General features: G+C 36.1%; 10 protein-coding genes. All 10 read right to left on the bottom strand.

Annotation, left to right across the window (positions count from 1 at the left end; all coding sequences use genetic code 11):
* Positions 1–244: 244 nt before the first annotated feature.
* The 10 genes from CCE82_RS01210 to queA all read right to left on the bottom strand — a co-directional run bounded on the left by CCE82_RS01210 (position 245) and on the right by queA (position 13614).
* Positions 245–1120 (bottom strand): N-acetylmuramoyl-L-alanine amidase family protein, encoded by an 876-nt coding sequence (locus CCE82_RS01210; protein WP_086427615.1) that lies wholly within the window; start codon positions 1118–1120, stop codon positions 245–247.
* Positions 1117–1569 (bottom strand): D-aminoacyl-tRNA deacylase, encoded by a 453-nt coding sequence (gene dtd / locus CCE82_RS01205; RefSeq protein ID WP_086427614.1) that lies wholly within the window; start codon positions 1567–1569, stop codon positions 1117–1119. Before dtd ends, CCE82_RS01210 begins: the two co-directional genes overlap by 4 nt.
* 12 nt (positions 1570–1581) lie before the next feature.
* Positions 1582–3771, bottom strand: coding sequence for a RelA/SpoT family protein (locus tag CCE82_RS01200; protein ID WP_086427613.1), 2190 nt, complete (start codon positions 3769–3771; stop codon positions 1582–1584).
* A 566-nt stretch (positions 3772–4337) separates the two neighbouring features.
* On the bottom strand, positions 4338–5477 hold the full coding sequence (locus CCE82_RS01195) for an MFS transporter (protein ID WP_086427612.1): 1140 nt from the start codon (positions 5475–5477) through the stop codon (positions 4338–4340).
* A gap of 317 nt (positions 5478–5794) precedes the next feature.
* Positions 5795–6313, bottom strand: a complete 519-nt coding sequence (locus CCE82_RS01190; protein WP_086427611.1) for an adenine phosphoribosyltransferase — start codon at positions 6311–6313, stop codon at positions 5795–5797.
* An 11-nt stretch (positions 6314–6324) separates the two neighbouring features.
* Entirely contained in the window at positions 6325–8610 is a 2286-nt protein-coding gene (recJ, locus tag CCE82_RS01185; protein WP_086427610.1) for a single-stranded-DNA-specific exonuclease RecJ, read from the bottom strand.
* 120 nt (positions 8611–8730) lie between these two features.
* Entirely contained in the window at positions 8731–11010 is a 2280-nt protein-coding gene (gene secDF / locus CCE82_RS01180; RefSeq protein ID WP_086427609.1) for a protein translocase subunit SecDF, read from the bottom strand.
* A gap of 141 nt (positions 11011–11151) precedes the next feature.
* Entirely contained in the window at positions 11152–11415 is a 264-nt protein-coding gene (yajC, locus tag CCE82_RS01175; protein ID WP_086427608.1) for a preprotein translocase subunit YajC, read from the bottom strand.
* Positions 11416–11431: 16 nt separating this feature from the next.
* Positions 11432–12571 carry a tRNA guanosine(34) transglycosylase Tgt gene (gene tgt / locus CCE82_RS01170; RefSeq protein ID WP_086427607.1) on the bottom strand — a complete coding sequence of 380 codons (1140 nt, stop codon included), beginning with the start codon at positions 12569–12571 and terminating at the stop codon, positions 11432–11434.
* 17 nt (positions 12572–12588) lie between these two features.
* A complete protein-coding gene (gene queA / locus CCE82_RS01165; RefSeq protein WP_086427606.1) occupies positions 12589–13614 on the bottom strand; it encodes a tRNA preQ1(34) S-adenosylmethionine ribosyltransferase-isomerase QueA in 1026 nt (341 codons plus the stop codon).
* Positions 13615–13622: the final 8 nt, after the last annotated feature.

The raw sequence follows: 13622 nt of genomic DNA, 5'->3' as shown, positions 1-13622 counted from the left end.
TAATTAAGAACAATCTCATATAGACTGTTCTTCACTCTAGGCTCTTAACGCGAGCAACACGACTTTACTTTCATAAAGTACCTTTCCTTGTGTTCATTTCACTAAGCGCGAAGGTCTATCTTTCAGCCGGTGGATAGACTCTCTTCATACATCGATTAATGCTCAGTTCATTCAAGAATACAAACGGTGATAAATATAAAATTCACTGTTAATCATAACTGTTTTTTCATTCAGTTTCAAGCCATTAACTTAAAAAATAACTTTTTAACCCGTCAACAATTGCTTGTTCAACGATTTTGCGATGATTTTCATCTCTCATCATCACTGTGTCAGTAGGATTACTAATATAACCCAATTCCAGTAATACAGCAGGCATTTCTGTCTGTCTCAATACTTGATAATTTTCTTGTCTAGTGCCTCTGTTGGATAGCATTGCTTTCTTTTGTATCGTTGCATTTAACGCTTGTGCCAACCCTTCTTGTTGTTCATGAAACCAGTATACCGTCGCACCATTCGCATTCGGTACTTCTAAAGCATCATTATGAATACTTAAAAAGACATCTCCTTTTAAATTACGGTCTTTCAGCTTCACATATTCATCAGTTGAACGCGTCATTTTCACTTTAGCGCCTTCTTTTTCAAGCAATGATTTTAATTCTAAACTGGTTTTTAAAGTAATATCTTTCTCCAAAGTTTGAGGACCTTGTTTGCTTGAAGCCCCTTGATCGCCACCACCATGACCCGGATCAAGAACGATCGTCTTATTTTTCAAAGGATTTGCTCGAGGATTTTCATCTGCAGGAATGTCAAGGTTTGTATGCCATCCTGCAATCCATCCCTTTTGTTTGCCATTAGCCGAACGCACTTGAATCCATTTGCCTTGTTTTCCAATTTGATCAAACTCATCACCTTGATGTACTTGATATAGTACAGGATAAGCTGCATTAGGACCTGTACGAATTTCTGCATCTTCTATTAAATTGATATGGTCTGAATCGCTATGTCGTAATACAAAATAAGAAACGACAATGATACCAATTAATGCAATAGTTAAGCACGCTCCATAAAATCGTTGCGGATGGATTCGTTTTTGTTTTAACCATTGATCGACCTTTTTCATACGATTTTTCCATCTACACTCTCAAAAATAATAGTCACTGGACCATCATTTTGAATATTTACAAGCATATCTGTTCCAAATTCTCCTGTTTCAACCGGAATTTGGAATGCACGTAACTGATCATTAAAATATTCGTAAAGCTCTTGCGCTTGATCAGGGGCCATCGCTTGCGTAAAGCCTGGGCGATTTCCTTTTCTCACATCCGCATATAAAGTAAATTGAGAAATGGATAAAATCTCACCGTTGATTTGTTGAATATTTAAATTTAGTTTTTCATTTTCATCTTCAAAAATACGTGAGTTCGCAATCTTTTTCGCTAAAACTTGCGCATCTGCCTCAGTATCACCTTCACCAATACCAACAAGGAGACAAAAACCTTGCTGGATGGTACGCTCTATTTGATGATTTTTAACACTTGCCGCACGAACTCTTTGTACAACGATTTTCATAATTATGCACTCCTAATTCCAAACTCGTGTCACTGTATAAATATCCCCGAGTTGTTTAATTTTATCTGCAACTTTATAAACTTCATGTACATTTTTTACCATAATGCTTAAATTAATGACAGCATTTCTATCCACATCAGATTTACCCGCTACCTTAATCAACTGACTCGAAGTACTGTTGACAGCTTGGAGTACCTCATTCAGTAAACCATTTCTATCATAGGCAGTCACTTCTAAATCCACTTGATATTTTTGAGAAGCATCTTTAGATTTCACCCATTCAACATCAATTAAACGTTCGTTTTCGTTTTTAATGTTCGGGCAATCTGTACGATGAACTTTGATCCCATGTCCTTTCGTGATGTAGCCGACGATACGATCACCAGGAATAGGATTGCAACATTTAGACAATTTGATCAGTACATTGTCGAGACCTTCTACGTATACACCTGAGTCTGTCGTAATAAAGTCTTTAATAGGTGCTGCTTTTGTCACTTCTTGTGCTTGATTTAATGCTTTTTGTTTATGCTCGATACGTTGACGTTCTGACAACTTATTGACAATTTGAAGCGCAGTCACACCACCGAAACCAACTGCAGCGTATAAATCATCTTCATTCGTAAAATTGTATTTGTCATTCACAATTTTAATATTTTTTTCAGTTAATAATTCTTCTGGTCTAAAGCCTTGTTCTTTCAATTCTGCTTCGACCATAAACTTACCTTTTTCAATATTAGACGAGCGGTCTTGCTTTTTGAAGAAGCTTTTAATTTTGCTTTTTGCACTAGAAGAACGGACAATTTTCAACCAATCACGACTTGGACCGTATGAATGTTTACTCGTACGAATTTCGACAATATCACCTGTTTGCAATACATAATCAATTGGTATAATTTTGCCATTTACTTTTGCACCAATCATTTTATTGCCCACTTCACTGTGAATGGCATATGCAAAATCAATCGGCACTGCGCCATACGGCAACTCAATCACGTCACTCGCCGGCGTAAATGCATACACTTTATCACTTTGTAAATCGAACTTCATCGACTCGATAAATTCTTGTGCATCTGAAGACGTGTGATCCGTTTCTGCAATATCTTTAAGCCAGTTCAACTTTTTATTATAGTTTTCATTATCTTTATCAACTTGTTTGCCTTCTTTGTATGCCCAGTGTGCAGCTACACCATGTTCAGCAATTTCGTGCATCTCAAAAGTACGAATTTGAATTTCAAGGGGATCGCCATTTGGACCAACCACTGTCGTATGTAATGATTGATACATGTTTTGTTTAGGCATCGCGATATAATCTTTAAAACGGCCTGGCATCGGTTTCCATAAAGTATGAACCAAACCTAAAACAGCATAACAATCTTTAATCGAATGAACAATAACCCTTACAGCAAGCAAATCAAAAATTTGATCGAATTGCTTTTTTTGTTTCATCATTTTACGGTAAATACTGTAAATATGTTTCGGGCGACCATTGATTTCGCCTTCAATATCCATAATGTCCATTTCTTTACGAATATTTTCAATTGCATTATCAATATATGCCTCGCGTTCACTTCGCTTTTTCTTCATCAGATTAACGATTCTGAAATATTGCACATTGTCGATATACCTTAAAGCAATGTCTTCAAGCTCCCATTTAATCGTATTAATCCCTAAACGATGTGCTAACGGTGCATAAATTTCTAATGTTTCTTTAGAAATGCGAATTTGCTTTTCACGAGGCATCGCACGCAATGTTCGCATATTATGTAAACGGTCTGCCAATTTCACTAAAATGACACGGACGTCTTTAGCGATGGCAATAAATAACTTCCGATGATTTTCGGCTTGTTGTTCCTCTTTAGAACGATATTTGACCTTTTTCAATTTGGTTACACCATCTACAATTGTTGCAATTTCCACGTTAAACATTTCTGCGACATCATCAAATGTGTAAGGTGTATCCTCAATGACATCATGTAAAAACCCAGCAACAATCGTAGGCCCATCAAGATGCATTTCTGTTAGGATACCTGCGACTTGGATGGGGTGCATAATATATGGTAAACCGTTTTTACGAAATTGTCCTTCATGTGCTTTATAAGCGATATGATAACTTTTAAGAACATATTCATATTGCTCTTTATCTAAGTACGTTTTCGCTTTATGTAGTACTTCATCAACACTATATGGATATTCGTTATTCATATGGTCACCCCCACGTTATAAATAATAATTCTATCATACTACATGAGTTCAAATAATTGAACCGTATCAGCACGCATAATTAAGAGAAAGTCCGTAATTTATAAAATAATCTTCACATTTTAAATGAAAAGTCATCAAAATGTATTATTTGTAGCATAAAAATATCGTTTAATGCCAAAACTGAGCGAACTATTGATATCAAAATAACTATAAAAGTTCGACATCATATTTTTCCCAATCGACCCTGTATGATTGAAATATACTTCTCTACTTAATCCCTTCTTTTTTAATCCATTGTGATGATATAAACAATACAGTAGCTATAGAAAAATTGTAGTTCATTCACATCACTCTAAGAAACGTTTAATCAAAACATCTGTCTGAGTTTGCTATCACAACACCTTAGTAAACGATAAACTCCGGAGACTTCAATCATCAATGACGAAAATGTCCCGGAGTTTTCTATTAACTTTATATTGGATTGTGTTACAGTAGATGGTTGATGAAACTATGCATAACTAAAAATAACTTATTATCCATGATTACAAATTTAGCTTGAAGCAATATCACATCCACTTCCTTCTTGTAAACGTAATAAAAATAATTCCAGAAAGAATAATGAATCCGGAAATCAAGTAACTGAACTGTATACTAAAATGTGAAATGATATACCCGAATAAAGGATCCGAAAAAATGAACATTAAACTCATCACAGTACTTTTTATAGAAAGCATAGTCGCTCTATTTTCATCAGTTGAAATATGATTAATCATTTTTGAAATCACCATAAAGAGCCATCGATTCGCAAATCTCGATAAGCCGTATAGAAGTAAAAAGATATAAAAATTCGATAGACTCATCATAAATAATAGCCCTGTAAAATAGATGAGCGTCATATAAAGCAAATGTTTATTTTCTATATTTGAAAGCGTTTTATCATATATTTTAGCGCCAATAATTGGGATGACATTAAACAAAAACACGATTATTCCAATATATTCAACGGCAATATAGTCTTTTAAATATGCAGGTAAATAGACGGATAATTGCGGTATAACTAGGTACATCAACCCTAAAAACACGTAAATATCATAATTTTTCACTATCGAAAGCCGAGTATCATTAAAAATTGATTTTTTTATTACTCTCTTACTTTCTGTTGCTTTTACTTCTTTCATAAATATCACAAATATAAGCAACAATACTTCCGCTATTAAAGAGATATAAAATGGTAATATCATATTCACTTTATATAAATAGCCCATAAATATAGCTAAGAATGCATTTGTGTATAAATTGATTTTATTACCTATCTCAAAATAAATTTTTTGATGCGCTTGATTGAGACGATTAATAAGCACAGCCTCAGCCGAACCGGATTTCCCAGACATACCAATACCGTATAATATCGAACCTACGACAATCATATAAAAATCTTTATACATTATGAAGCACATTAATGACAAAATAATAAAACTTGAACCAATGTAATAGCTTAATTTTTTTGACGTTGTATCAGCGAAATATCCAAACGGGACTTCTGTTATTAAGTTAGTGGTATATGTGATTGAAAATAAAAGTCCGATATGAAATACATCAATATTAATATCTTTTAAATAGACTAAAAATAATAGTGCATGGGCAAGTGTAAACGAATTCAAAAGACGAAATATAACGATTTTTTTAACTATAGAAAGTTTGACCATTCATCCCCTTTAACCTACACAGTAAACTACTTTGTTATGCCCAACACCTTCTTTGTACCCATGAGTGCAACAACCATACACGTACCTCTGTTTAAGTCAGATATTTCTGACAATTTAATTATATATCATTTTTGTCATATATCAATTCCTTTTTAACTTTTAAGGTTGGCATTATGTTATCACTATCATCAATCATTCAATTGGATCCAGATTTATTGATTGAAAACACTGCACGATTTATGCAATGAAATCATAATAAAAAACAACCTCATACATGACTGCATGAAGTTGTTTCATCACTTCAAAATAACAACTGATTATTCCTCATACTTAATTAAGCACATCACGTCATAATCTTTAATTTTTTCCATACCATTTAAATACGCAAGCTCAATAATAAAGGCAATACCTGCTACAATACCACCCTGTTTTTCAACAAGATTTATCGCCGCTTCAATTGTGCCACCTGTCGCTAATAAATCATCAGTAATCAATACACGTTGGCCAGGTTTAATCGCATCTGCATGCATCGTTAAAACATTGCTTCCATATTCTAAATCATATTCATAACGAATCACTTCACGCGGTAATTTGCCCTCTTTACGTACTGGTGCAAAACCAATTCCCATCGCATAGGCCACTGGACATCCGATAATAAAGCCACGCGCTTCTGGCCCAACAACGATATCCACATTTTTCTCTTTTGCAAACTTAACGATTTGATCTGTCGCGTAACCGTATGCTTCACCATTATCCATAATTGTTGTGATATCTTTAAAATTAACCCCTTCTTTTGGCCAATCTTTTACTTCTGATACATATTGTTTTAAGTCCATTAAAATCCTCCTCATTCATTCCGTGCCAATTCATTTTCTATCCAAGACTTAATGGCGCCAAATTCATCATATAGTAACTGTTTTTCTACCTCAATCCGCTGTACACGTGCTTGATAAACTCGGCTAGAGGTAATCGGTTGTTTATCTGTTGATTGCACAATCTCGATTATACCATCTTTTTGAGAAATGATTCCAAGGTCAAGAAAAACTTTTAAAATAAATTTAAGCATCATTGGTTTAACGTTAATATATTGACTTAATGCAACCCCATCTTTTTGTAAATCGGTTTGTCCTTTTTGATACAACGCCTTATAACAATTTTTGAAATCTGCAGGTTGCGGTAAACCTTCAAAATAAACTGAACGTTGATGCTGAAATACTAAATAGATTTGAGATGTATTTAAATAATGACAAGACAACTTAATATCATCCAGCGTTAATGGTAAATCACGCATGACGCACTTGTCATATTGCTGTGGTATATGCTCTCCATAGTAATACTCATGTGGTGACGACTTATCTTGGTTCGGATGAATTAAATAACAAACTTTTTGGTCATCCTCAAAAATTGGCAAGCGTTTATTTTTACTACGATAATCTAGTATTTGACGTTCATTACTTTTCATGTCAGTTAAAATCATTTGAGGTGTACGGTTACCATTCCACTCATTGATTTGTAGTTCGCCCGTTACATCGATATGTTGGTTTGGCATGAGCTCACTAGACAATGCACCTTGATTCCAAAATAGCGCTTGTAAATTTTGTTCAACAAACGTCATCTTCAAATGGGCTTGTTGTTGACCAATGCCTTTACTCTGTTGTACTGTCAGACCATTGACTTGAATAATCGGTCGCTTGAAGTCTGTACCAAACGGTCGTAATCTCTCGATAGATTGAATTTGTTCCACCGTTATATGACCTACGTCTATAGTGACATCCACTTTTTGTATCGGTTGTAATTGCGTCGTATCAATATGCGTCGTCATCCAATCGTTTAACCCTTCACGTAATGCGGACACTTGATCAATAGGTAAAGTTAAACCAGCCGCCATATGGTGACCTCCAAACTTAGTAATTAACGTTTGTTGAGAGGATAACGCTTCAAACATGGACACTTGTGTAATACTTCTTGAAGAGCCTTTCGCATGTTGCTGTTCATGATCAATATTTAATATCATTGTCGGCAAATGGTAAGTTTCGACAATTCTTGAAGCTACAATACCGAGTACACCCTCATGCCAGTCCTCTTTAGCTAGAACTAAAAAATGTTCTCCTGCTTGGACTGCCGTTTCCGCCATGACCATCGCTTCGTCTACTATCGTTTTCACGATTTCTTTTCGCTCAACGTTAAAATGCTCGACTTGCTCGGCTAAAAAGAGTGCTTCATCTTCATCATCAGTCATCAGTAATTCTGCAGCAAGTGAAGCATCATCTAACCGTCCGACCGCATTTAACCTTGGTCCAATCATAAAGCCGATAGTCTCCTCGGTCACAGTCTCATTAAATTGCGCTTGATTGAGTATAGCCGCTATAGCAGCAGGGGGATTTTCATTTAATAATCTCAGTCCATGCTTAACGATAAAACGATTTTCATCTGTTAATGAGACTAGATCAGCAATGGTTCCTATCATCGCATAAATCCAAAATATATCTGGGACTTCATCAAGCAAACTTTGTGCTAATTTAAGTGACACACCTGCACCACACAAACTAGGAAACGGATAATCAAAACCTGCGTGCATCGGATGAATAATCGCATATGCTGGTGGTAAAGTGTCTCCAATCTCATGATGATCGGTAACAATGACATCGACGCCTAAGTTTTGTACCATATCGATTTCTGAATGACCTTGAATCCCATTATCGACTGTAATAATGAGTGAAACACCTTCATCATACGCATTCTTAAACGCCGGTTCACTCGGTCCATAGCCTTCTGTAAAACGGTTTGGAATATACCATCCGACTATAGCACCTAATTGTTGAAGCGTCTTTACCATAATCGTTGTAGAGGTCACACCATCTGCATCATAATCCCCATACACTAATATTTTTTCTTGATTTTGAATTGCTGTATGTATACGTTCGACGGCTTTGTCCATATCACTCATCAAACGAGGATCGTGCATATTCTCATGAGATGACGCTAAAATTTGTGCGAGTTGTTGTGAATCAGTGTATCCTTTACTCTCTAAAATATAGCGCATCAAAGGGGTTAATTTATATTGTTCGATCAACGTTTCGTCCATTGATTGACGATTTGTTTCGGTTTGCCATTGAAATTTAGAATTTATCATATCTTCACCGCCACTTTCTCCACACAGTATTATATCGAAAATTCACTTAAATAAAAAGAATGAGAGACTAAGACATTTCAGTAGGTCCTAGCCTCTCGTTTTAACAGTATATCAATTGAATTAAACTAATACTTTTTCTTCGTTTGTACGTTTACGTTTGTACACCACAAGTTTGTGATGTGGTGATTTACGTAATTCTCGTTTTTTCAACATGCCCCATAACGGTACGGCAATAATAATGGATGAATAAACACCCGATACAAGACCGATAAGAAGCGCGAGTGAGAAGTTGAATATACTTGATGCGCCCAAAATGAGCAACGCAACAACAACAATCACAACTGTAAGCACTGTATTGATCGAACGCGTTAATGTTTGGCGAATCGAACTATTAACAATATAGTCAATTTGTTCCTCTTTCGTAATGACCTTAATTTTTGATAGCATCTCACGTACCCGGTCAAACGTTACAATTGTATCATTGATTGAATAACCGATAATCGTCAGCACTGCAGCAATAAACGTAATATCAACTTCTAATCGGAACAAACTAAATACCGCAATAATCATAAATGCGTCATGTAAGAGTGAAATGATAGAAGCAATACCCATACGCCATTCGAATCGTAAAGAAATATAAATGATCATACCGATTGATGCAATCAGCACTGCTAACATCGCATTTTTCGCTAATTCTTGACCGATGACTGGCGATACAGTATTGACAGATGGCTCTTTACCATATTGATCTTTTAACGTGTTTGTCACTTTTGCCACTTCATCTTTATTTAAATCACGCTTAAATTGCATTGATGCATTTTCATTGTTTGTACCACCAATAGACAATTGATTTGGTTTAAGGTCAATTGACTCCATTGTTTTTTCAACTTGGGCTTGTGTTAATTTTTGATTGCTTTGTAAGTCAACACGTGTCCCTGAAGTAAAATCAATCCCTAAATTCAATTTGAAAATAGCGAGAATAATGACACCTGCTAAAATGACAACGCCACTCAATGCAAATAATGGTTTCGCCCACTTCATGAAGTTTGCTTTATCATATGGTGTACTTAAATCATGTACATCCAGACCTTCGTTAATATCATGAATTTGTTGTCGTTTAACACCAAACCACCATAACTTTTTCTTGAAGACGTTTGAATGCACGACTAATGATAATAAAATACGTGTTAAGAAAACGGCTGTAACGAAACTCATGAGGATCGCAAGTAATAACATCGTTGCAAACCCTTTGACCGAACTTTCACCAAAGAAGAACAATACAGCAGCGGCTAACACAGTTGTTAAGTTGGCATCGAGAATCGTAATAAACGAACTCTTATTCGCTTTTTTATAAGCTTGCTTTAACGTTCGTCCGATGCGTATTTCATCTTTGATACGTTCGTACATAATAATGTTTGCATCGACGGCCATACCGACACCGAGTACCAATGCGGCTAAACCTGGCAATGTGAGCACACCAGAAATAAAGTTAAATGCAACCATTGTTAAGTATATGTACGTCGTTAACGTAATAACCGCCACAAAACCAGGTAAACGGTAGAATAATAGCATGAATAAGAAGATAATGCCGACACCAATCATTGATGCATTAATCGTTTTATCTAATGCATCTTGACCAAATTGCGCACCTACTGATGTTGAATAAATCTCTTTTAATTCTACAGGTAATGACCCTGAATTTAATAAGTCAGCAATTTGTTTCGCTTCAGAAATCCCTTCATCACCTTGGAAACCACCAGAAATTTCAACATTAGTCGAGTTAATCGGTTGGTTTACAGAAGCGGCAGAAATAAATTTAGGATCTTCTTTTGTTTTTTCTTTTTCATAACTGTCGCCTTTTTCGAAATCTAACCAAACGACCATAACATTTTCTTGTTTTTTAGAAATTTCTTCTGTTACTTTTTTAAACTTGTCACTATCTTTTAATTTGAAAGTGACAGCGGGTTGATTTGTGTTTTGTTTAAACTCTTGCTTAGCTGAACCTTGTACAAGATCTTTACCCGTTAATAAAACTTTATCGTCGGCATCACGAATCGTTAAGTTCGCTTGAGATGACAAAATTTTACGTGCTTGGTTTTGGTCTTGTACCCCTGCAAGTTGAACGCGGATACGATTCTGATCTTCAACTTGAATTTTAGGTTCTGATACCCCGAGTACATTGACACGACGTTCTAACGTTTTGGCTGTCGATTGTACTGCGGTGTTATCAATTTTGTCTCCATCTTCAAGTGGATTAACTTGGTACAATACTTCAAATCCACCTTGAAGGTCAAGCCCTAAGTTAACATTTTTGATTACACTTTTATATGTCGCACCCATACCCGCAAACAAGAGTACAACAAGCAGTAAAAAGGTAATCAATCTACTTACTTTTTTCACATGAACACCTCATTTAATCTTATGTCACAAGCATACTTGAATCACTCCGTTTAGTGCAAGTCATTTTGAGCATACAATAAAAAAGACATGGTGTTAAGCCATGTCCTTTATTGTATGCAAACTTACGGATACAATCAATCGTTATGAAGGGTCAACTTGCTTAATGGCTTGTTTTTCAAAAGTCAATTCTGTACCTTTACCGTTTACAGTAATAACGGCAGAAGTTTCATCTACTGCACGAACTGTCCCTTTGATGCCGCCGATTGTTGTTACACGTTGACCAGCTTGTAATTGTTCTACCATTTGACGATGTTCTTTCGCACGTTTTTGTTGTGGACGAATCATAAAGAACCACATTACTACGAAAAGTAATATTAATGGTAATAAACTAAAAAGTGATGACATAAAACATAACTCCTATCTAGAAATTTTTCGGATTATCAACATTCAGACCGTATTGTTCGAAAAATTCCTCTTTAAAATCTAAAAGACGGTCTTCTCGAATGGCTTGTCTAATGTTCTCCATTAATTTTAACAGAAAATGCAGATTATGGTAAGTAGTAAGGCGAATACCGAATGTCTCATCTGCTTTAATTAAATGACGTAAGTATGCACGCGTGTAATTTTGGCACGTATAACAATCACAATTTTCATCTAAAGGGCGAAAATCATCTTTGTATTGTGCATTTTTGACAACAAGTCGACCTGTTGATGTCATGCATGTCCCATTACGTGCAATTCGTGTGGGAAGTACGCAGTCAAACATATCCATACCGCGAATACTACATTCAATTAATGCGTCTGGTGAACCCACACCCATTAAGTAACGCGGTTTATCTTTCGGCATGAATTGTTCTGTATGTTCTACCATTTCGTACATGACAGGTTTCGGCTCTCCGACAGACAACCCTCCTATTGCATAACCAGGAAAATCAAGTTTTACTAGTTCTTCGGCAGATTGTTGACGTAAATCTTTATACTCGCCACCTTGAATAATCCCAAATAAAGCTTGGTCATCAGGACGTTGATGCGCAGCTAAACAACGCTCAGCCCATCGTGTTGTACGTTCTAATGAGTTTTTTACATAATCATATTCAGCAGGCATCGGTGGACATTCATCAAATGCCATAATGATATCCGAACCTAAATCATTTTGAATTTTAATAGAGTCTTCAGGTGACAGAAATAATTTCGAACCATTCGTATGATGGCGGAATTCTACACCTTCTTCTGTAATTTTACGCAAGTTACTTAAACTGAACACTTGGAAGCCACCTGAATCTGTTAAAATAGGACCATCCCAGTTCATGAACTTGTGCAACCCTCCAGCTTTTTTCACAATATCATTACCAGGTTGTAACCATAGATGATACGTATTCCCTAATAAAATTTTAGTGTTCATTTGTTTTAATTCTTCAGGGCTCATTGTTTTAACCGTTGCCTTTGTTCCAACTGGCATAAACATCGGCGTTTCAAATGAACCATGAGGGGTATGCACGATCCCTAAACGTGCACCTGATTGTTTACATGTTTTAATATGCTCATAAGTTACCGCGGGCATAATATTCTCCTCTCAAACTAAATGATAATCATCGCGTCACCAAAGCTAAAAAAGCGATACTTTTCTGCAACAGCATGGCGATAAGCTGATAACACAAATTGACGTGAACTAAACGCCGAAACAAGCATAACTAATGTCGATTTCGGTAAATGGAAGTTCGTAATCAAACCGTCTATCGCTTTAAATTCAAAGCCAGGATAAATAAAAATATCTGTCCAACCACTTGTCGCTTTGAAAGTGTCAAATTGTGTCCGAATTGTCTCAAGTGTACGTGTCGAAGTCGTTCCAACAGAAATAATGCGATGCCCTGCTGCTTTCGTTTCATTTAAAATGTCGGCAGTTTCTTGTGACATTTGGTAATATTCACTATGCATTTCGTGGTCATCAATATGATCAACGCTGACAGGTCTAAACGTTCCTAAACCGACATGTAATGTCACAAATGCAATTTGAACGCCTTGCTTCTGAATGTCTTCTAATAGTTCATCTGTAAAGTGTAGTCCAGCTGTCGGTGCGGCTGCTGAACCTGCTGCTTTAGCATAAACTGTTTGATAGCGTTCCTTTTCATCCAAACGCTCCTTAATATATGGAGGCAATGGCATTTCACCAAGTTCGTCTAAGCGCTCTTGTAAAATCCCTTCATAACTTAAACGCATCACACGTCCGCCTTGATCCAGTTCTTTAATACAAGTCGCTTTAATTTTACCTTCCCCAAAACTCAGCGTTTGTCCAAGCTTGATACGTTTCGCCGGTTTTAAAAGGACCTCCCAATCATCACCTTCAATTTGCGTCAACATTAACATTTCTACTTTAGCATTTGTTTCTTCTTTAATACCAAATAAACGCGCTGGCATCACACGTGTATCATTGAGTACCAACGTATCTCCAGGTTTGAAAAAACGCGTAATATCCTTGAAATGTAAATCCTCAGTCTCCCCAGTCTCGCGATTCAAATACAATAAACGACTTTGATCACGCTGTTTAAGAGGGGTCTGGGCGATGAGTGATTCTGGTAATTCATAATCAAATTCTTCTATGTTCAAAATAATGA

The sequence above is a fragment of the Staphylococcus cornubiensis genome, from assembly GCF_900183575.1.
In the GTDB taxonomy this organism is placed as follows: Bacteria; Bacillota; Bacilli; order Staphylococcales; family Staphylococcaceae; genus Staphylococcus; species Staphylococcus cornubiensis.
This window is presented reverse-complemented; position numbering and strand designations above follow the sequence as displayed.

Coding starts and splice junctions, on each gene's coding strand:
- dtd (WP_086427614.1), bottom strand. CDS start 1,569: ATGAAAATCGTTGTACAAAGAGTTCGTGCGGCAAGTGTTAAAAATCAT.
- CCE82_RS01200 (WP_086427613.1), bottom strand. CDS start 3,771: ATGAATAACGAATATCCATATAGTGTTGATGAAGTACTACATAAAGCG.
- CCE82_RS01190 (WP_086427611.1), bottom strand. CDS start 6,313: ATGGACTTAAAACAATATGTATCAGAAGTAAAAGATTGGCCAAAAGAA.
- tgt (WP_086427607.1), bottom strand. CDS start 12,571: ATGCCCGCGGTAACTTATGAGCATATTAAAACATGTAAACAATCAGGT.
- CCE82_RS01195 (WP_086427612.1), bottom strand. CDS start 5,477: ATGGTCAAACTTTCTATAGTTAAAAAAATCGTTATATTTCGTCTTTTG.
- yajC (WP_086427608.1), bottom strand. CDS start 11,415: ATGTCATCACTTTTTAGTTTATTACCATTAATATTACTTTTCGTAGTA.
- CCE82_RS01210 (WP_086427615.1), bottom strand. CDS start 1,120: ATGAAAAAGGTCGATCAATGGTTAAAACAAAAACGAATCCATCCGCAA.
- recJ (WP_086427610.1), bottom strand. CDS start 8,610: ATGATAAATTCTAAATTTCAATGGCAAACCGAAACAAATCGTCAATCA.